Annotated in this window: 18 protein-coding genes; 1 reads left to right on the top strand and 17 read right to left on the bottom strand. The window is 70.3% G+C overall.

Annotated features, from left to right (window positions below; all coding sequences use genetic code 11):
• Positions 1-10 precede the first annotated feature (10 nt).
• From ACWEPG_RS03700 to ACWEPG_RS03620, 17 genes are all read right to left on the bottom strand, one after another.
• Positions 11-1,708, bottom strand: coding sequence for an alpha/beta hydrolase (locus tag ACWEPG_RS03700; RefSeq protein WP_450115642.1), 1,698 nt, complete (start codon positions 1,706-1,708; stop codon positions 11-13).
• 27 nt (positions 1,709-1,735) lie between these two features.
• Positions 1,736-3,700 carry a primosomal protein N' gene (locus ACWEPG_RS03695; RefSeq protein WP_450115691.1) on the bottom strand — a complete coding sequence of 655 codons (1,965 nt, stop codon included), beginning with the start codon at positions 3,698-3,700 and terminating at the stop codon, positions 1,736-1,738.
• A gap of 122 nt (positions 3,701-3,822) precedes the next feature.
• Positions 3,823-5,037: a methionine adenosyltransferase gene (gene metK, locus ACWEPG_RS03690; protein WP_450115641.1), complete on the bottom strand. Its 1,215-nt coding sequence runs from the start codon at positions 5,035-5,037 to the stop codon at positions 3,823-3,825.
• A 158-nt stretch (positions 5,038-5,195) separates the two neighbouring features.
• Positions 5,196-6,479, bottom strand: coding sequence for a bifunctional phosphopantothenoylcysteine decarboxylase/phosphopantothenate--cysteine ligase CoaBC (gene coaBC / locus ACWEPG_RS03685; RefSeq protein ID WP_452593921.1), 1,284 nt, complete (start codon positions 6,477-6,479; stop codon positions 5,196-5,198).
• A gap of 82 nt (positions 6,480-6,561) precedes the next feature.
• The gene (rpoZ, locus tag ACWEPG_RS03680) at positions 6,562-6,855 is read right to left on the bottom strand and encodes a DNA-directed RNA polymerase subunit omega (RefSeq protein ID WP_378506277.1); all 294 of its coding nucleotides are present in this window, start codon (positions 6,853-6,855) and stop codon (positions 6,562-6,564) included.
• Positions 6,856-6,906: 51 nt separating this feature from the next.
• Positions 6,907-7,473, bottom strand: a complete 567-nt coding sequence (gene gmk / locus ACWEPG_RS03675) for a guanylate kinase (RefSeq protein WP_450115690.1) — start codon at positions 7,471-7,473, stop codon at positions 6,907-6,909.
• Positions 7,474-7,547: 74 nt separating this feature from the next.
• Positions 7,548-7,868 carry an integration host factor, actinobacterial type gene (gene mihF / locus ACWEPG_RS03670; protein ID WP_050066004.1) on the bottom strand — a complete coding sequence of 107 codons (321 nt, stop codon included), beginning with the start codon at positions 7,866-7,868 and terminating at the stop codon, positions 7,548-7,550.
• Positions 7,869-7,993: 125 nt separating this feature from the next.
• Positions 7,994-8,863 (bottom strand): orotidine-5'-phosphate decarboxylase, encoded by an 870-nt coding sequence (gene pyrF / locus ACWEPG_RS03665; RefSeq protein WP_452593920.1) that lies wholly within the window; start codon positions 8,861-8,863, stop codon positions 7,994-7,996.
• Positions 8,860-12,207, bottom strand: a complete 3,348-nt coding sequence (gene carB, locus ACWEPG_RS03660) for a carbamoyl-phosphate synthase large subunit (RefSeq protein ID WP_452593919.1) — start codon at positions 12,205-12,207, stop codon at positions 8,860-8,862. The genes pyrF and carB overlap by 4 nt, the downstream gene beginning before the upstream one ends.
• A complete protein-coding gene (gene carA, locus ACWEPG_RS03655; protein WP_450115637.1) occupies positions 12,207-13,373 on the bottom strand; it encodes a glutamine-hydrolyzing carbamoyl-phosphate synthase small subunit in 1,167 nt (388 codons plus the stop codon). Before carA ends, carB begins: the two co-directional genes overlap by 1 nt.
• A gap of 23 nt (positions 13,374-13,396) precedes the next feature.
• Complete coding sequence (locus ACWEPG_RS03650; protein ID WP_450115636.1) at positions 13,397-13,882, bottom strand: PH-like domain-containing protein; 486 nt, start codon at positions 13,880-13,882, stop codon at positions 13,397-13,399.
• On the bottom strand, positions 13,879-15,180 hold the full coding sequence (locus ACWEPG_RS03645; protein WP_452593918.1) for a dihydroorotase: 1,302 nt from the start codon (positions 15,178-15,180) through the stop codon (positions 13,879-13,881). The genes ACWEPG_RS03650 and ACWEPG_RS03645 overlap by 4 nt, the downstream gene beginning before the upstream one ends.
• Positions 15,177-16,121 (bottom strand): aspartate carbamoyltransferase catalytic subunit, encoded by a 945-nt coding sequence (locus ACWEPG_RS03640; RefSeq protein ID WP_450115634.1) that lies wholly within the window; start codon positions 16,119-16,121, stop codon positions 15,177-15,179. The genes ACWEPG_RS03645 and ACWEPG_RS03640 overlap by 4 nt, the downstream gene beginning before the upstream one ends.
• Complete coding sequence (gene pyrR / locus ACWEPG_RS03635; RefSeq protein WP_450115633.1) at positions 16,118-16,738, bottom strand: bifunctional pyr operon transcriptional regulator/uracil phosphoribosyltransferase PyrR; 621 nt, start codon at positions 16,736-16,738, stop codon at positions 16,118-16,120. The genes ACWEPG_RS03640 and pyrR overlap by 4 nt, the downstream gene beginning before the upstream one ends.
• Before the next feature lie 198 nt (positions 16,739-16,936).
• Positions 16,937-17,443, bottom strand: a complete 507-nt coding sequence (gene nusB / locus ACWEPG_RS03630) for a transcription antitermination factor NusB (protein ID WP_450115632.1) — start codon at positions 17,441-17,443, stop codon at positions 16,937-16,939.
• Between the two features lies 1 nt (position 17,444).
• Positions 17,445-18,008 carry an elongation factor P gene (gene efp, locus ACWEPG_RS03625; RefSeq protein ID WP_450115631.1) on the bottom strand — a complete coding sequence of 188 codons (564 nt, stop codon included), beginning with the start codon at positions 18,006-18,008 and terminating at the stop codon, positions 17,445-17,447.
• A 16-nt stretch (positions 18,009-18,024) separates the two neighbouring features.
• Positions 18,025-19,131, bottom strand: coding sequence for an aminopeptidase P family protein (locus ACWEPG_RS03620; RefSeq protein WP_450115630.1), 1,107 nt, complete (start codon positions 19,129-19,131; stop codon positions 18,025-18,027).
• 124 nt (positions 19,132-19,255) lie between these two features.
• Between ACWEPG_RS03620 and ACWEPG_RS03615 the strand changes: the two genes are divergently transcribed.
• Positions 19,256-19,957, top strand: a complete 702-nt coding sequence (locus ACWEPG_RS03615; protein WP_452593917.1) for a B-4DMT family transporter — start codon at positions 19,256-19,258, stop codon at positions 19,955-19,957.
• Positions 19,958-19,982 lie beyond the last annotated feature (25 nt).

Genomic DNA, 19,982 nt, shown 5'->3' with positions numbered 1-19,982 from the left:
AGGCCACTCATTACCCGGTCAGCGCCGCCCGCACCCGGTCGGTGTCCGCCTGCGTCCAGCCCGCGGGCGACAGGATCTGCGCCCACATGTCGGCCGCCTCGGGGCCGTAGGCATGGCCGTGGCCGGCCGGCACGTCCGCCGAGAACACCATGTCGAGGGTCACCTGCCAGAACGTGACCAGGGGCATCCAGCTGATGTTCGGATCCACGTCGCGGCCCCGCGGCTCCTCGAGCCAGTCCGGCTTGTTGAACAGCAGCGAGGGCGACCACCACACGATCGGATCGCTGGCGTGCTGCCAGTACACGACCCGGCGGGGTCCCCACTCGGTTCCCAGGTCGAGATCCTGCGGGTCGGACGCGAACCGCACTGCCCGACCCCCGTCGATCACCGGCAGGATCTCGGTCGAACCGGCGTCACGGTCCGCCGTCACTTCCTGCCACTGCGGGGTGAAGTTCGGCGTTCCCACCCACAGCGCACCGTCGACGCGGGTGGCCATGTCCTGGTAACCCGCGAACGCGTTCTGGCCGCCGTAGGAGCCGAGGCTCTCGCCGAAGACGACCAGCTTCGGTCGAGTCTCCGTCGGCAGGTCGATCCAGCGCGCGAACACCGCGTTGAACAGCGCCCGGCCGGCGACCTGCGGCGTCTGCCGGTCCGCGATGAAGGCCAAGGGGCTCGGCAGGAACGAGTACTGCATCGACGCGATCGCCGTGTCGCCACCCTCGATGTACTCGAGCGAGGAGGCGACGTTCTGGTTCACCCATCCACGACCCGTGGTGGTGTTGACCGCCAACACCTTTCGTTCCCATGCCTTCGTGCGGTCGAGTTCGGCAACCACCAGGTCCGCGACCTCGGCGACCGAGTCCGCGGACTCGCGGCCGGCGTAGACGCGAATCGGTTCCAGTGCCGGGCGTCCGGTGACCGCGGTGATGGCGGCGGCGTCGGGACCGCGTCCGACGAACGTCCGGCCCTCCTGGCCGAGGGTGTCCCAGGCCTGAGCGGACGCCGGTGACCCGCTGCGCTCGGGTGCCGTGGGCTCCGTGACGCCCTCGGCCGTTGCGGTGTCGGCCCCCGAAAAGCTCCAGTTGGCGAACGCGATCAAGCCGTTGTACAGAGCGCCGTTGATCACCAGCACAGCGAGCACGACCGCCGCGATCAGACCTGCGACGTTCGCGGCAGCACGAGGCACGTACCGCCTGGCGAACCGGCTCATGCGAATGGTGCCTGCGCGGATACCGCGGGCAGCCGACAGCAGCACGAACCACACCACCACCGCGACGACGAACACGAACAGCGCGTGACCGCTCTCGGTGTGCTCCACGGACACCAGATCGCGAACCTGGTTCTGCCACACACCGCCCAGGACGAGGAGCACCGGGACGGTGATCACCGCGGCTGCCCCGAGCAGCCACCAGCCGATCCGGCGGGTGCGCGGCGACCACGCGGGGCTCACGCCGCAGCCGCGCACCAACCAGGCGGCGAGGCAGCCGATTCCGTAGCCGATCGCCACCGAGATCCCGGTCGCGAGACCCTGCAGATACCAGGCCCGCGGCAGCAGCGACGGGCTCATCGACCAGGTGAAGAACAGCAGGGCCGTCGCCAGCCCAACGGGATGGAGGCGACCAAGATAGCGCCGCAACCGATCCCAGCGGCCCGGCGAGGCGGACGCGGGGACCTCGTCGTCGACGACAGTGTCCAGAGCAGTGGTCATGGTCGAGAAGACTAGACGGTCCGGGCGTCATCCGACGCGCAGCGGATCGATCTGCACCCGAACCGATCCGGGCTCCCGGCGCGCGCTGCGCGCCGACTGGGCCTGTGCGAGCGCCCGCGCCAGTGCGCCGCCCGCCCCGCGCGGCACCCGCAGCAGCATCCGCTCGACCTCGTCCGGTTCGGGGTCGTCACCGTGCAGCGGCAACCGCTCCCCCGGTGGCAGCGGCACCGGCCCGAGGACCTCCACCTCGTCCGGCAGCGCCGCCGCCGCGAGCAGACTCTCGATCGCCGCATGTCCGCCGTCGACTGCCGCCATGTGCACGGTCGGCGGGAAGCGGACCTCGGCACGCTGGTCCAGCTGCGACTGCGCCGCGCCGGCCGGGTCCCAGCGCACCAGTGCCTGCACGACCGGGATCGACGCGTCCGCGACCACGACCACGCGGCCACCCTCGGAGGCCGGTCGCACCAGCGCCCCTGCGGTCATCCACCGGCGCAGGGTCTCCTCCTCGGCGCGCAGGTCTGCGCGGCCGAGGAGCGCCCACCCGTCGAGCAGCAGTGCGGCGCCGTACCCGCCGGGCATCACCGGTTCCGCCCCCACCGTCGAGACGACCAGCGCCGCACCGGGTTTCACCGTGGTGAGGACGTCGCCACCCCCGGAGGTCCGGACGGGCACGCCGGGGAACGCGCGACCGAGCTCCTCCGCGGTGCGACCCGCACCGACCACCACGGCACGCAGTTGCCGCGAACCGCACGTGCCGCATCGGTGCGTCGCGTCGGCGACACCGCACCAGCGGCAGCTCGGGGTCCCCGCCCCGTCCGGCCCGGCGGCGGCAGGCAGCGAGAGCGGACCGTTGCAGTGTCGGCACCGGGCCGGAGCGCGGCACTTGCCGCAGGCGAGCGAGGGGACGTACCCGCGCCGGGGCACCTGCACCAGCACACCGGCACCGGCGGAGAGGGCCTCACGAGCGGCCGAGAACGCGATCGCGGGCAGCCGCGCAGCCCTCGCACCGGGGTCCCGCGCGAGCGCGTGATCGCTGTCGGCGAGCGCGGTGACCTGCGGGGCCCGCGCCCGCACCACGGCCCGGTCGGCGACCAGGTCGTTCGCCCAGCCGGTGTCCACGAGGGCCTGCGCCTCCGCGGTCCGCGAGTGTGCGGCGACCACTGCCGCACAGCCGGTACCGTGGGCGCGCAGCAACGCCACCTCACGCGCGTGCGGGTAGGGCGACCGCGGCTCGGCGTGCAGGTCGTCGCCGTCGTCCCACACCACGATCAGCCCGAGATCGGGCACCGGCGCGAACACCGCGCTCCGGGTGCCGACCACCACCTTCGCGGTGCCCCGCAGCGCGGCGAGCCAACGGCGGTAGCGCACGGCCGGTCCCAGGCCCGCCGCGAGCGGCACCACCAGATCGTCGCCGAGGACCTCCACGCACGCCTGCGCGACCCTGTCGAGGTCCTTCTGGTCGGGGACCACGAGCACCGTCGACCGGCCGCCCTGCGCGACCACGGCCGCGAGCTCGGCGAGCCGTCGCGGCCAGTCCTCCCCCGGCAACGCCTGCCACACTGCGCGCGGGCCGCGACCACCACCGAGGGCGGTCAGGAAGCTGTCGCCGTGCCGGTACGCCGTCCACGGCTGCGGGTCCACGGGTTCCCCGGTCACCTCGGCGGGCTCGGGCGCCGGTTCGGCCTCGACTCGCGCGTGGCGCGGTGGGATCGCGAGCCGCAGCACGTCCGCTCGGGTCCCCGCGTACCGGGCGGCGACGGCGTCGACCAGCGTCGCGACCTCGGGCGTGAGCACCGGTTCGGACGACACCACGCGCTCCAGGTAACCCAGTTTGCCGGGATGCTCGCTCGTGGCGGCGCGGTCGAGCAGGAAACCGTCGACCAGGCGGCCGGAGAACCGGATCCGCACCCGCACCCCCGGCTCGGCCTGCTCGTCCATCTCGCGCGGGACCAGGTAGTCGAACACCCGGTCCAGGTGCGGCAGCGGCAGCATCGGCAGCACCCGCGCGACCGGCAGCTCGGCCGCGGCCTCACGGGCGGCGGTCACGCGCCCCACCGGGCACAAAGACGCGAGCCGCCCACCGGGATCGGTGAGCGGCTCGACGCAGAGATCACTTACAGCCCGGCGGCCGCGCGCAGCTTCTCGGCGCGGTCCGTGTGCTCCCACGGCAGGTCGACGTCGGTGCGGCCGAAGTGGCCGTACGCCGCGGTCTGCGCGTAGATCGGGCGCAGCAGGTCCAGGTCGCGGATGATCGCGCCGGGACGCAGGTCGAAGATCTCCGAGATCGCGGCCTGGATGCGGGCCGGGTCGGTCTTCTCGGTGCCGAACGTCTCGACGAACAGTCCGACCGGGGCGGCCTTGCCGATCGCGTACGCGACCTGAACCTCGATGCGGTCCGCGAGGCCCGCGGCGATCGCGTTCTTCGCCACCCAGCGCATCGCGTACGCGGCCGAGCGGTCCACCTTCGACGGGTCCTTGCCGGAGAAGGCACCGCCGCCGTGGCGGGCCATGCCACCGTAGGTGTCGACGATGATCTTGCGGCCGGTCAGGCCGGCATCGCCCATCGGGCCGCCGAGCACGAACTTGCCCGTGGGGTTGACCAGCAGGCGGACGTTCGAGGTGTCGAGGGTCTCACTGGCGAGATCCGTGAGCACCGAGCCGAGCACCTTCTCCCGGATGTCCGGGGTGAGCAGGTTGTCCAGGTCGATGTCGGCGGCGTGCTGCGTGGACACGACCACCGTGTCGAGGCGGACCGGCCGGTCGCCGTCGTACTCGATGGTGACCTGGGTCTTGCCGTCCGGGCGCAGGTACGGCAGCACGCCGGTCTTGCGGACCTCGGTGAGGCGGCGCGAGAGCCGGTGCGCGAGCGCGATCGGCAGCGGCATCAGCTCGGGCGTGTCGGTGCACGCGTATCCGAACATCAGACCCTGGTCACCGGCGCCCTGACGGTCGATGTCGTCGTCGGAGCTGCCCTCGACCCGCGCCTCGTGCGAATGGTCGACGCCCTGCGCGATCTCCGGGGACTGCGCGCCGATCGCGATGTTCACGCCGCACGAGTTGCCGTCGAAGCCCTTCGCCGACGAGTCGTAGCCGATCTCGAGCACCTTGTCGCGCACGATCTTCGGGATGTCCGCGTAGGCGGAGGTGGTGACCTCACCCGCGACGTGCACCTGGCCGGTCGTCACCAGCGTCTCGACTGCGACGCGGCTGCGCGGATCCTGTTCGAGCAGGGCGTCGAGGACGGAGTCGCTGATCGCGTCACAGATCTTGTCGGGGTGACCCTCGGTCACGGACTCGCTGGTGAATAGCCGACTACCGGACTTGCTCACAGATCTCCCTCTCACCAACTGACGTTGTGTACCGGACACGACCCTAGTGCCTGGCTGTACGGATAAGAACAATTCGAATCAGGCAACCGGGCACCGGTTGCCGCTTATGACTTCACAGTACGAGTATCCGGCTCACCCGGCACCCGCAACCCGCGTGGCTAGCCGGAAAGCAGGTCGGTGACCGCATCGAGCACCCGACTCGCCATCAGCGCCTTCGAGCCGTGGGCGAGCGCGTGCTCCGACCCGTCCGAGGCGAGCAGCCAGCCGTCGTTGCTGTCCACCTCGAACGCCTTGCCGTCACCGACGGCGTTGACGACGAGCAGGTCACAGCCCTTGCGGGCGAACTTGGCCCGGGCGTGGGTGAGGACGTCGCCCTGCGCGTCCCCGGTCTCGGCGGCGAACCCGACGATCCGGATACCGGCGGGCAGGTCACCGTCGCGGCGGGCCTGGACCAGTCCGGCGAGGATGTCGTCGTTGCGAGTCAGCGGGATCACGTCGGGCTCGTCGGCGCCCTTCTTGATCTTGGCGGCCGCCACCGTCGACGGCCGGAAGTCGGCCACCGCGGCGGCCATCACGACCGCGTCGGCGGCGGTTGCAGCGCCGATCCCGGCAGCTCTGTCGACCGCCACCTTCATCTCCTGTGCGGTCTTGACCCGGACCACGTCCACGGCGGCCGGATCGGCCAGCTCCGCGGTGTAGCCGGCGATCAGGGTGACCTGGGCGCCACGCTGGGCGGCGAGCCGGGCGATCGCGTAGCCCTGCTTGCCCGAGCTCCGGTTGCCGAGGAACCGCACCGGGTCGAGTGGCTCGCGGGTGCCGCCCGCGGAGACCACGATCCGCTTGCCCTCCAGGTCGCGCGGCAGCCCGTCCGCGCGCTCCATCAGCAGGTTCGCCAGCGCGACGATCTCGTCCGGGTCGGGCAGCCTGCCCGCGCCGGTGTCCTTCCCGGTCAGCCGGCCCGACGCCGGTTCGATGACGACGACCCCGCGCGACCGGAGGGTGGCGACGTTGTCGACGGTGGCGGGGTGCTCCCACATCTCGGTGTGCATCGCCGGCGCGAACAGCACCGGGCAGCGGGCCGTGAGCAGGGTCGCGGTCAGGAGGTCGTCGGCGCGGCCGTGCGCGGCGCGCGCCATCAGGTCGGCGGTGGCGGGCGCGACGACGACCAGGTCGGCCTCCTGCCCGAGCCGCACGTGCGGGACCTGCGGTACGTCGGCGAACACCTCGGTGTCCACCGGGTTGCCCGACAGGGCCTCGAACGTGGCCCTGCCGACGAACTCCAACGCCGCCGCGGTCGGCACCACGCGGACCTGATGACCGGCCTCGGTGAAGCTGCGGATGATCGAACATGCCTTGTATGCGGCGATACCGCCGCTCACCCCGACGACGATGCGTCGCGGTGAACCGGCGGTATCGGAATGTGAATCCGTCACGGACGTCACAGTATCCGCACGTGTGCGGGGCTGGCGGAGTGGGTCACTCCCGTGTGAGCGGGGTGGGTCACACCGCTGTCAGCGGAGTGGGTCACTCGCCCTCGGTGTGCTCGAGCAGGTCCGAGTGGATCTCGCGCATCGCGATGGACAGCGGCTTCTCCTGCAGGCCCGGCTCGACCAGCGGGCCGACGTACTCGAGGATGCCGTCGCCGAGCTGGTTGTAGTAGTCGTTGATCTGCCGGGCCCGCTTGGCCGCGTAGATCACCAGCGCGTACTTCGAGGAGGTGCGCTCGAGCAGCTCGTCGATCGGCGGGTTCGTGATGCCCAGCGGGGTGTCGTAGGCCGGGATGCCGTGACGATCGGTCGCGACGGTGGTTGCGCTCACTAGGTCTCCTGGTGGTGCGGTTGAGAACAGACGAAATTACGACAAGAGGTGCTATCGCTTGTTGCCGACCAACAAGGATACCAACTCGTCGCAGGCTCGGTCGACGTCGTGGTTCACGATCACCTCGTCGAACTCGTCCTGGGCGTCGAGTTCGACACGCGCGGTCTCCAATCGCCGCGCGACGGCCTCCTCGGATTCGGTGCCGCGGGAGGTCAGCCGCGAGACCAGTTCCTCCCAGCTGGGCGGCGCCATGAACACGAGCACCGCCTCCGGCATCGCGGCCCGGACGGCGCGGGCGCCGGCCAGGTCGACCTCCACCAGCACCGGGTGTCCGGCCTCGATCGCGGCCCGCACCGGGGCGGCCGGGGTTCCCGACCGCTGCAGTCCGCCGTGGATCTCTGCCCACTCGAGCAGGTCGCCGTCTGCGATCATCCGATCGAATTCGGCCGGGGTGACGAACCGGTAGTCACGGCCGTCGACCTCGCCGGGTCGCGGGTCTCTCGTCGTTGCAGACACGCTGAAGACCAGGTCGGGGAGCCGGTCGTGGAGCTTGCGCACCACGCTCGACTTACCGACGGCGGAGGGGCCGGCCAGTACCACCAGCCGGCCCCTCCGCACTGCGTTCTCCCCCGCCGCGGGCGGCGGGGTGGTCTCGCGGTCTGACACGTTGTATGCGTCAGCCACCTGTGAACTCAGGCCTCGAAATCGAACCTGGTCAGCAGGGCCTTGCGCTGGCGATCGCCGAGGCCGCGCAGGCGGCGGGTCGGGGCGATCTCCAGTTCGGTCATGATCTCCTGCGCCTTGACCTTGCCCACCTTGGGCAGGGCCTCGAGCAGGGCCGAGACCTTCATCTTGCCGAGGATCTCGTCGTTCTCGGCGTCCTTGAGGACCTGCTTGAGGTCGGTGCCGCCGCGCTTGAGGCGCTCCTTGAGCTCAGCCCGGGCCTTACGGGCGGCAGCCGCCTTCTCCAAAGCAGCAGCGCGCTGCTCATCGGTCAACTGGGGAAGGGCCACGGTTCCTCCGTCTCGTCGTGTGCAATGTCTACAACCCCCGGATAACCAGGGGCGATAGCGACCGTACTCACGCCGGGCGCCGATTGCTAACCCACCCCCGGGACGGCGGCGTCGAACCGGGTCGGCTATGCGAGTCCGGCCTCGACCTCGTCGCGGACCCGCTGCGCCGCCTCTCGCAGCGCGGTCACGGACGGACCGTGCTTGAGGACGTCACGAGAAGTGTTGGGCAGCAACAACTCTCGTGATCCTTCGAAAATCTCTGCGAGATCCGTCACGGTGGCGCCCTGGGCGCCGAGGCCGGGAGCGAGGATCGGGCCGGAAAACTCCGACAGATCCAGGCCATGGCCGCGGGTCGCCCCGACGACCAGGCCCACCGTGTCGTTGCCGTCACGGTTCTGCGCCACTGCGGCGTCCACGATCGACTGGGCCACCGACGGCCCCTGCCCGGCACCGGACGGACCCTGCCCAGCGGAAACGCCGTCAGCGGCGGTCCTGGCGCCCTGCAACACCCCACCCTCGGGATTGGAGGTGCGAGCCAGCGCGAACAGTCCCCTGCCGGTCTCGGTGGCCAGCGCGACCGCCGGATCGAGCGCCCCGAAACCGAGGTACGGCGACACCGTCACCGCGTCCGATGCCAGGGGCGAGCCGTCGCCGAGCCATGCCTGCGCATAGGCCGACATCGTCGAGCCGATGTCGCCGCGCTTGGCGTCGGCGACCACCAGGGTGCCCGCCTCCCGCAACGCCACGATCGTGCTCTCGAGCACCGCGAAGCCTGCGGAGCCGTACGCCTCGAAGAACGCCACCTGCGGCTTCACGAGGGCCACCTCGCCTGCGAACGCCTCGACGCAGATCTCGGCGAACGCCCCGAGTCCCGCGGCGCTCTGCGGCAGCCCCCACGCCTCCAGCAGCGGCGGGTGCGGGTCGATGCCGACGCACAGCCGGCCCCGGCTCCGGACCGCGGTCCGGAGCCGGTCGCCCCAAGCGGGTTCGGTCACGAGGTCTGCTCGCGCAGCACGGCGTGCAGGTCCTGCAGCGAACGCACCCCGATGTCACCGCGGATACCCGCCTCGATGCCCTGGACGGCCGCGGAGGCGCCCTGGACGGTGGTGATGCACGGGATGTTGGCTGATACAGACGCCGCACGGATCTCGTAACCGTCGACGCGCGGTCCCGAGTTGCCGTACGGCGTGTTGATCACCATGTCGACGTCGCCGGCCTTGATCTGGTCGACGATCGTCAGCGCGCCCTCGGGCAGGGTCTCCCCGGAGTGCTTGTGCACCTGCTCGCACGCGATTCCGTTGCGGCGCAGAACATCCGCGGTCCCTTCGGTCGCGAGGATCTCGAAACCGAGGTCGGCGAGCCGCTTGACCGGGAAGATCAGCGACCGCTTGTCCTTGTTCGCGACGGAGACGAACACCTTGCCGCTGGTCGGCAGCGACCCGTAGGCCGCAGTCTGGCTCTTGGCGAACGCGGTACCGAAGTCCTTGTCGATGCCCATCACCTCGCCGGTCGACTTCATCTCCGGGCTCAGCAGGGTGTCGATACCGGTGCCGTCGGCGCGACGGAACCGGTTGAACGGCAGCACCGCCTCCTTCACTGCGATCGGCGCCCCGTCCGGCGTCGAGCCCCCGTCGCCCTCGGCCGGCAGCACCCCGGAGGCACGCAGGTCGGCGATGGACTCGCCGAGCATCACCCGGGCACACGCCTTCGCCAGCTGCACCGCGGTCGCCTTGGAGACGAACGGCACGGTCCGCGACGCGCGCGGGTTGGCCTCTAGGACGTAGAGGATGTCGTCCTTGAGCGCGTACTGCACGTTGAGCAGGCCCTTGACGCCGATGCCCTTCGCGAGGGCCTCGGTGGAGCGGCGCACGTTCTCCAGGTCGGCGCGTCCGAGCGTGATCGGCGGCAGCGCGCAGGCCGAGTCGCCGGAGTGGATGCCGGCCTCCTCGATGTGTTCCATCACGCCGCCGAGGTACACCTCGGTGCCGTCGCACAGCGCGTCCACGTCGATCTCGACGGCGTCGTCGAGGAACCGGTCGACCAGGACCGGACGATCGTCGGAGATCTCCGTCGCGCGCGAGATGTAGTCCTGCAGCGAGGCCTCGTCGTAAACGATCTCCATGCCGCGGCCGCCGAGCACGTACGACGGACGCACCAGCACCGGGTACCCGATGCCTGCGGCGATGTCGCGGGCGCCGTCGAAGGTGGTGGCGGTGCCGAACTTCGGCGCGGGCAGGCCGGCCTCGGTGAGCACGCGACCGAACTCGCCGCGGTCCTCGGCCAGGTCGATGGCCTCGGGGCTGGTGCCGACGATCGGGACTCCGGCCTCCTTGAGCCGCCGCGCCAGACCCAGCGGGGTCTGGCCGCCGAGCTGCACGATGACGCCGGCGACGGTGCCCGACGCCGACTCCGCGCGGAACACCTCGAGCACGTCCTCGAAGGTCAACGGCTCGAAGTACAGCCGGTCCGCGGTGTCGTAGTCGGTGGAGACGGTCTCCGGGTTGCAGTTGACCATCACGGTCTCGTACCCGGCCTCGGACAGGGTCAGCGCCGCGTGCACACACGAGTAGTCGAACTCGATGCCCTGGCCGATGCGGTTCGGGCCGGAGCCGAGGATCAGCACCTTCGGCTTGTCCCGTTGCTCGGCGACCTCGGTCTCCGCGTTCGGGTCCAGCTCGTACGTCGAGTAGTGGTACGGGGTCCTGGCCTCGAACTCGGCGGCGCAGGTGTCGACAGTCTTGTACACCGGGTGCACGTGCAGCTCGTCACGCAGCGCGCGGACCGCGTCCTCCCCCGCCCGGTCGTCGCCGAGCTCGGGCCGCAGCGCGGCGATCTGCCGGTCCGACAGGCCGTGGTACTTGGCCTGGCGCAGCGTCAGCTCGTCCAGGTTCTCGGCGCCGCGGATGTGCTCGCCCAGCTCGTGGATCTGCTGGAACTGGTCGAGGAACCACGGGTCGATCCTGGTCGCGTCGAACAGCTGCTCGACGGTCGCGCCGAGCGCAAATGCCTTCGCGATGCCGTACATGCGGCCGTCCTGCGGAACCGAGAGGTCCTTCAGCAGGGCCTCCAGGCTCTCGGCCTCGATCTCCGGGCCCGTCCACCAGCCGGCGCGCTTGGTCTCCAGCGACCGCATGACCTTGCCGAACGCCTCGGTGAAGTTGCGGCCGATGGACATCGCCTCGCCGACCGACTTCATCGTGGTGGTCAGCGTGCCGTCCGCGCCCGGGAACTTCTCGAACGCGAAGCGCGGGGCCTTGACGACGACGTAGTCGAGCGTCGGCTCGAAGCAGGCCGGCGTCTCCTTGGTGATGTCGTTGACGATCTCGTCGAGCGTGTAGCCGATGGCCAGCTTGGCGGCCATCTTCGCGATCGGGTAGCCGGTCGCCTTCGACGCCAGCGCCGACGAGCGGGACACGCGCGGGTTCATCTCGATGACGACCAGGCGGCCGTCGGTCGGGTCCATCGCGAACTGGATGTTGCAGCCACCGGTGTCGACGCCGACCTCGCGCAGGATCGCGATCGAGAGGTCGCGCATCTTCTGGTACTCGCGGTCGGTGAGCGTCATCGCCGGGGCGACGGTCACCGAGTCACCGGTGTGCACACCGACCGGGTCGACGTTCTCGATCGAGCAGACGATGACCACGTTGTCGCGGCCGTCGCGCATGAGCTCGAGCTCGTACTCCTTCCAGCCGAGGATGGACTCCTCGATCAGGACGTTCGCGGTCGGGGACGCGGCCAGGCCGCCACCGGCGATGCGCTCGAGGTCCTTCTCGTTGTACGCCATGCCGGAGCCGAGGCCGCCCATGGTGAAGGACGGCCGCACGACGACCGGGTAGCCGAGCTCGGCAACGGTGTCGTGCACCTCCTCCATCGTGAAGCAGACCCGCGAGCGGGCCGACTCGCCGCCGACCTTGGCGACGATGTCCTTGAACTTCTGCCGGTCCTCACCGCGCTGGATGGCGTCGAAGTCGGCGCCGATCAGCTCGACGTCGTACTTGGCGAGGATGCCGCGCTCGTGCAGCGCGACGGCGGTGTTCAGTGCGGTCTGCCCGCCGAGAGTGGCGAGCACGGCGTCGATCTTGTTGCCCTGCTCGGCTTCTCGGGCGATGACCTTCTCGACGAAGTCGGCGGTGATCGGCTCGACGTATGTGGCGTCGGCGAACTCCGGGTCGGTCATGATCGTGGCCGGGTTGGAGTTGACGAGCGAGACCCGCAGGCCCTCCTCGCGGAGCACGCGGCACGCCTGGGTGCCGGAGTAGTCGAACTCGCAGGCCTGGCCGATGACGATCGGTCCGGAACCGATCACCAGGATGTGCTGAAGATCTGTGCGGCGTGGCATTAGTTCTTGGCTCCTTCGAGCAGGCTGGTGAAGCGGTCGAACAGGTACGCGGCGTCGTGCGGGCCGGCCGCGGCCTCGGGGTGGTACTGCACGGAGAAGGCGGAGCCGTCGAGCAGACGGACACCCTCGACCGCGCCGTCGTTGGCGCAGGTGTGGCTGACCTGGGCGCGACCGAACGGGGTGTCGAATTCCTGACCGGCCTCGCCCTCGAGAGCGAACCCGTGGTTCTGCGCGGTGATCGCGATCCGGCCGGTCTCGTGCTCGACCACCGGGATGTTGATGCCGCGGTGACCGAACTTCATCTTGTAGGTGCTCAGTCCCAGCGCGCGGCCGAGGATCTGGTTGCCGAAGCAGATGCCGAACAGGGGCAGGCCCTGTCCGAGGACCTCCTTGGTCAGGTGCACCGCACCGTCCGCGGTCGCCGGGTCGCCGGGGCCGTTGGACAGGAACACTCCATCGGCGTTCAGGTCGAGGATCTGCTGGAGACTCGCCGTGGACGGCAGCACGTGCACGCGGATGCCGCGCTCGGCGAACATCCGCGGGGTGTTGGTCTTGATGCCGAGGTCGATGGCGGCGACGGTGAACCGTGCCTCGCCACCGATCGGTTCGATGACGTAGCCGGCATCGGTGCTGACCTCGCGGGCCAGGTCGGCGCCGAGCATCGACGGCTGTCCCTGGACGGCCGCGAGCATGGTGGCGTCATCGGTGAGCGCACTGCCGGAGAAGACACCGGCGCGCATCGAGCCGCGGGTGCGCAGGTGCCGGACCAGGGCGCGGGTGTCGATTCCGGCGATGCCCACGACGCCCTGGGCGACCAGCTCGTCCTGCAGCGACCCGGTCGATCGCCAGCTGGAGGTGCGGCGCGACGGGTCACGGACCACGTAGCCGGCGACCCAGATCTTGTTCGACTCGCCGGACGCCTGCGGTCCGGCGGACAGCGCCTCGCCGTCCTCGCCGTTCCAGCCGGTGTTGCCGATCTGCGGCGCGGTGGCGACCACGATCTGGCGGTGGTAGCTGGGGTCGGTGAGCGTCTCCTGGTAGCCGGTCATGCCGGTGGAGAACACCGCCTCGCCGAGGGTCTGTCCGACGGCGCCGAATTCGACGCCGCGGAAGATCCGTCCGTCCTCGAGGACCAGGGCCGCGGGCCCACCATGCACGATGCTCACGCTTTCTCTCCGTTCAGCAGCCATCACTGGCTCACTTCGTTCACCCAGACCGGGTACACGGTCTTGTCGTCTCCACGGAATCCGGTGTCGATCTCCGTTCCGGTGGGCAGCTCCCACCGGATCACCAGGACGCCGTCCTTGCTCATGACCTTGCCCGCCAGGCCGCGCTCGGTGCGGATCGCACGGATCGACTCCTGCGGGATCCAGATCGCCGATGCCCCGTCGCGTTCCAGCAGGACACCACGCTCGTGGCGGCTGAGCTGTCCGGTGGCGCGGAACCCGAGGTCCCCGACCGCGATCCGGTCCTGCCAGCTCGGTGCGAGCGTGCTGCCGACGTACAGCCCGGTGCTCGGGGCGATCAGCTGGGCACCGAGGTCGGCCGGCACCGCAGGCAGTTCCCCGACCCGATCCTGCTGGCGCTTGGCCCGGCCCTTCCAGCCCCAGTACATCAGTGCCACGAACAGCACCCACACCGCGATGAACCCGACGGTGATCAGCACCCGGCTCATCGCTGCACCTTCCCGTCGAGCACGGTCGGCTTGCCGCGCAGCAGCGTTGCGGTGACCTTGGCGCCGAACGTCATCGCCTCGTAGGGGGTGTTGTTCGCGATCGAGGCGAGGTCGGGCCCGTGCACGGTCCATTCGTGGCTCGGGTCGACCAGGGTCAGGTTGGCGGGCTCGCCGACCGCGATCGGACGGCCCTGGTCGGGCAGTCCGACGATCTCCGCGGGGCGTTCGCTCATCACCTTCGCGACGCCACGCCAGTCGAGCAGGCCGGGCTCGACCATGGTCTGCGCGATGATCGACAGCGCGGTCTCGAGCCCAAGCATGCCGGGCCGCGCCTGCGCGAACTCGCAGCACTTGTCCTGCTCGGCGTGCGGGGCGTGGTCGGTGCCGACGCAGTCGACGGTGCCGTCGGCGAGCGCCGCGCGCAGTGCCTCCACGTCGGAGCGTTCGCGCAGCGGCGGGTTCACCCGGTTCACGCCGTCGTAGGTCTCGAGCCGCGAATCGTCGAGCAGCAGGTGGTGCGGGGTGACCTCGGCGGTGATCGAGATGCCCTGCCCCTTGGCCCATTTCAGCAGTTCGACGGTGCCCGCGGTGGACGCGTGGCAGATGTGGACTCGGGCGCCCGCGTCCCGGGCGAGCAGTGCGTCGCGGGCGACGATCGATTCCTCCGCGGCACGCGGCCAGCCGCCGAGGCCGAGACGGGCGGCGGTCGGGCCCTCGTGCGCGACGGCACCGACGGTCAGGCGCGGCTCCTCGGCGTGCTGGGCGATCAGGACGCCGAGCGCGCTGGAGTATTCGAGGGCGCGGCGCATGATCAGCGGGTCGTCGACGCAGTGGCCGTCGTCGGAGAACATCTTGACCTGCCCGACGCCGCCGGCCATCATCGCCATCTCGGCGAGCTGCTTGCCCGCGAGACCGACGGTGACCGCTCCGACGGGATGGACGTCGACGAGGCCGACCTCCTGCCCGAGGCGCCACACGTGGTCGGTGACGACCACGGAGTCGGCGACGGGATTGGTGTTGGCCATCGCGAACACCGCGGTGTAACCGCCGAGCGCGGCGGCCGCCGACCCGGACTCGATGGTCTCGGTGTCCTCACGGCCGGGCTCGCGCAGGTGCGTGTGCATGTCCACGAAGCCCGGCAGCAGGATCTGGCCCGCGGCGTCGACGACGGTCGCGCCCGCGGGCGATTCGAGGCCTGCACCGATCTCGGCGATCTCGCCGCCGCGGATCAGCACGTCGGTCGGCTCGCCCTCGCCGTAGATCCGGGCACCGGTGATGAGGACTTCGGGAGAGCTCACAGCGCCGCCCCCTCCTCGGTTCCGACCAGCAATCCGAACAACACGGCCATGCGGATGTGAACTCCATTCGTAACCTGCTGCAGTACAGCAGTTTTCGGTGAATCTGCGACGGCGGACGAGATCTCCATGCCGCGCAGCATCGGACCGGGGTGCAGCACGACCGCATGCTCGGGCAGCTGCGCCATGCGCTTCTCGGACAGCCCGTAGGTGACCGAGTACTCGCGGGGCGACGGGAAGAACCCGCCGTTCATCCGCTCGGCCTGCACCCGCAGCATCAGCACGGCGTCCAGGCCGGGCAGTTCGGCGTCGAGCGAATGCGAGACCGAAACGGGCCAGGTGGACACCCCGACAGGGAGCAGGGTCGGCGGCGCGACCAGCACCACCTCGGCACCGAGCATCGCCAGCAGGAAGGCATTCGAGCGGGCCACCCGGCTGTGCAGGATGTCGCCGACGATCGCGATCCGCTTGCCGGCGATCTCGCCGAGCCGCTGGCGCAGGGTCAGTGCGTCGAGCAGCGCCTGCGTGGGGTGCTCGTGGGTGCCGTCACCCGCGTTGATCACCGCGGGTCCGTCGCCGTCGGCGCCCGTCCACTCCGCGATCCGGTGCGCCGCACCCGACGCGGGGTGTCGCACGATCAGCGCGTCCGCGCCGGCGGCGTGCAGGGTCAGCGCCGTGTCGCGCAGCGACTCCCCCTTCTTCACCGACGAACTCGAGGCGCTGACGTTGATCACGTCCGCGCTCATCCACTTGCCGGCGACCTCGAACGAGACGCGGGTGCGGGTGGAGTTCTCGAAGAACACGGTCATCACGGTGCGACCGCGCAGGGTCGGCAGCTTGCGGACCTCACGGCCGAGCAGCGCCTGCTGGAATCGTTCGGCCTCGTCGAGCAGTGCGGTGGCCGACTCCGCGGTCAGGTCGGTGACCGAGAGCAGATGCTTCACTGGGGGGTTCCCTCATTCTCTCCGCTGCTGAGCGTGACGGCATCGACGCCGTCCTGTTCGACCAGCAGCACCTGGACGTCCTCGCTGCGCGCGGTGGGCACGTTCTTGCCGACGTAGTCGGCGCGCAGCGGCAGTTCGCGGTGGCCGCGGTCGACGAGAACCGCCAACTGCACGGCCTGCGGGCGACCGAGGTCGCGCAGCGCGTCCAGCGCGGACCGCACCGAGCGGCCGGAGAAGAGCACGTCGTCGACGAGGATCACCAGCGCGCTGTCCACGCCGCCGTCCGGCACCGAGGTGCGCTCGAGCGGCCGGTGCGGCTTGGTACGCAGGTCGTCGCGGTAGAGGGTGATGTCGAGGGAACCGACCGGTGGCCGGATCCCGGAAAACTCTTCGATCTTCGCCGCGAGGCGGTGAGCGAGCGTTGTGCCGCGGGTCGGGATCCCGATCAACACCACCCGAGGTGGATCGGTCTCCGCGTCGAGCGCGGTCTTCTCGATGATCTGGTGCGCGATCCGGGCGATCGTGCGACCGACGTCGGCTGCGGAGAGCAACTCGCGGCCGGAGGGCTTGGGCGCCCCGGGTTCTTCGTGCGCCGAGGAGTCGGCAGGCGTGGACAAACTGGACCTCCTTCTCCGCCTCTCGGGACGGGTCGTTAAAGGATGTCTGACGTCGCTCAGCCTATCAGCGCGGGCCTCGATCACCCGCACCCGCACGGGGTGTGCTCAGCCACAACACCCGGAACGGCCGAAGGGCACCTTCGTACGGTCGGACCGTACGAAGGTGCCCTTCAGCCAGGCGGAGCCGAGGTGTTCGGATCAGGCGTCGTCCGTGTTCGCCGACTGCTGCGGCGAGGCAGACTGCGCGGTCGCCGCCGCCGCCGCCCGCACCTGGGGTGCGACCAGGACGACCTGCCCGAGGATGCCGTTGACGAACCCCGGCGACTCGTCCGTGGACAGTTCCTTGGCGAGCTCGACCGCTTCGTCGACGGCCACCACCGGCGGCACGTCGGTCGCGTGGAACAGTTCCCAGACCGCGATCCGCAGGATGGCGCGATCGACGGCGGGCAGCCGGTCGAGCGTCCAGTCCTGCAGATGGTCCGAGATGACCCGGTCCAGCCGGTCCAGGTTCTCCGCGACGCCGGTCACCACGGTCACCGTGTACGGGTTGACGGGCGCGACGGTGTCGTCCTTGGTGGACAGCTCGACACGCTCGGCCGCGAGGTTCACCGGGTCGAGGTCACGCGCCTCCGCCTCGAACAGGAAGTCGACGGCGCGCTTGCGGGCCTTGTGCCGGGCCCCGAACTTCTTCTTGCTGTCGGTCACGCTACGAGTTCACGCGACCCAGGTAGTTGCCGTCACGGGAGTCGATCTTGAGCTTGTCGCCGGTGTTGATGAACAGCGGGACCTGGACCTCGGCACCGGTCTCCAGGGTGGCGGGCTTGGTGCCGCCGGTGGAGCGGTCGCCCTGCAGTCCGGGATCGGTGTGCTGGACCAGCAGCTCGACGGTGACCGGGAGCTCGACGAACAGCGGCGCGTCCTCGTGCGTGGCGACCTGGACCTGCATGTTCTCAAGCAGGAACCGGTGGCCGTCACCGACGGTGGCCTCGGGGATCGAGATCTGGTCGAAGGTCTCGCCGTCCATGAACACGTAGTCGCTGCCGTCGTGGTACAGGTAGGTCATGTCGCGGCGGTCGACCGTCGCGGTCTCGACCTTGACGCCGGCGTTGAAGGTCTTGTCGACGTTCTTGCCCGAGGTGACGTTCTTCAGCTTGGTGCGCACGAACGCGGGACCCTTGCCCGGCTTCACGTGCTGGAACTCGACGATCTGCCAGAGCTGGCCCTCGATCTTCAGTACGAGCCCGTTCTTGAAATCACTGGTGTCAGCCACTGGCTTCGCGTCTCCTTTAGACGATTGTCAAATCTTTGCTGGTGAGCGTGAGGAGCTCCGGCTCCTGCTCGCGAACCACGAGGGTGTCCTCGATCCGGACGCCTCCGCGCCCGGAGAAGTACACCCCCGGCTCCACGGTCACCGCAGCACCGGCTAGCAGTGTACCGGTGCCGCCCTTGCCGATCCCCGGCGCTTCGTGGATCTCCAGGCCGACGCCGTGTCCGAGACCGTGCAGGAACAGCTCCCCGTAGCCCGCCTCCTCGATCACCGCACGGGACGCAGCGTCCACCGCACCCACCTCGACGCCCGGCGCCAACGCCGCCCGGCCTGCCGCCTGCGAGCGCAGCACCAGGTCGTACACGTCGCGCTGCCAGGCCGCCGCCGACTCGAGCACGTAGGTACGGGTCATGTCGGAGTGGTACCCCGCGACGGTCGCACCGAAGTCGAGTTTGACGAAGTCCCCCGACGCCAGCACCGCGTCGGTGGGCCGGTGGTGCGGGATCGCCGAGTTCGCCCCGGCCGCGACGATCGTCTCGAACGAGATGCCGTCGGCGCCGTGTTCGAGCATCAGGAACTCGAGCTCGCGGCCGACCTCCCGCTCGGTCCGGCCCGGCCGGAGGCCCCCGCGCTCGATCAGCACCGCCAGGGCCAGGTCCGCCGCTGCGCAGGCCCGTCGCAGCAGACCGATCTCGTGTTCGTCCTTCACCTCACGCAGCCGCTCGACCAGGCCCGGGCTGCGGGTCAGGGTCAGGTCGGGCGCCGCGGACTGCCACGCCGCGAGGGCGTCGACGGTCACCACGTGACTCTCGAAGCCGACCCGCACCCCGTCCCGGTCGGCGAGGCTGCGGACCAGCGCGCCTGCGCTCGACCGGTCGATCAGGGCACGCAGGTCCGGCACCTGCTCTCCGACCTGGGTGACGTAGCGACCGTCGGTGCAGATGATCGTGCGGTCCTCCGCGCCCCGTTCGTCGCCGAGGTCGACGATCAGCGCCGCGTTCGAGCCGGTGAATCCGGTCAGGTAGCGGATGTTGAGCAGGTCGGTGACCAGCAGAACGTCGAGGTCGCGGTCGGCGAGCAGGTGGCGCAGCGCGGCACGTCGCGCAGCATGGTCGGCAGAGGACATGTGTTCAACGTACGACAGGTCGAGCCCGATCCGGACGAGGGCGATCGTCCGATTCGCCGGATGTCTGTCACCTCGAGTGTCGGTTGGGTCACAACGCGAACGTGATGCTCGTTACGCTGTCCGCATGAACCCCTGGATTGTTCGTGGTCTCGGTATGGCTTTCGTACACGTCGTGACGCGCGTCGTGCTCGGAATCGCCATCACCGCGTGGCCCCTGCACGGCTCCCTGATGCGGTGGCTCGGCATCATCGTCGTCGTTCTCGCGGCCCTCGTCTGGGCGGGCATCGACGGCATCCGCGACGCCCGGGCGCATCCGGCCGAGGGCGACGAGACGGACCTGACGATGCGGTGGCTCAAGGCCGCGGCGGTCGCCGGACTGCTCTCGGGCGCGGCCTGCTGGCTCGTCGGCGCCGTCTCGGACATCGCGCTCGGCGAGAACTCGCTGTTCTTCGAGCTGACCTCCGGCGCCGCGTTCACCCTGCTGCTCGTGTTCGTACCCGCGATGCTCGCGGTCGCCGTGGGCCGGTTCATCGCCCACCGCGACGCCGACAAGGCGGAGTCAGCGGTTGCCGCCGCCCGGGTCCCGGTCGCGGTCGGCGCGGCGGGCGCGACCGGCACCGAGGCGACCGAGCAGTGGTCGCACGAGGATCAGTGGTCGGACGAGAGCGGCGACGGGTACGGGTTTGCCGAGGGCCCCTACTCGGACGACAACCCGACCGAGATCTTCCGGCCGGCCGGCCGTGGCGACGAGCAGGGCCGCCACCACACAGACGACGCGTCCGCCGACACCGAGGTGTTCCGCGCCGTCCAGCCGCCGAAGGAGTAACGAGAACCACGCCGCCGTGAGCGAC

This window comes from Rhodococcus sp. NPDC004095 (assembly GCF_053604015.1).
This window is presented reverse-complemented; position numbering and strand designations above follow the sequence as displayed.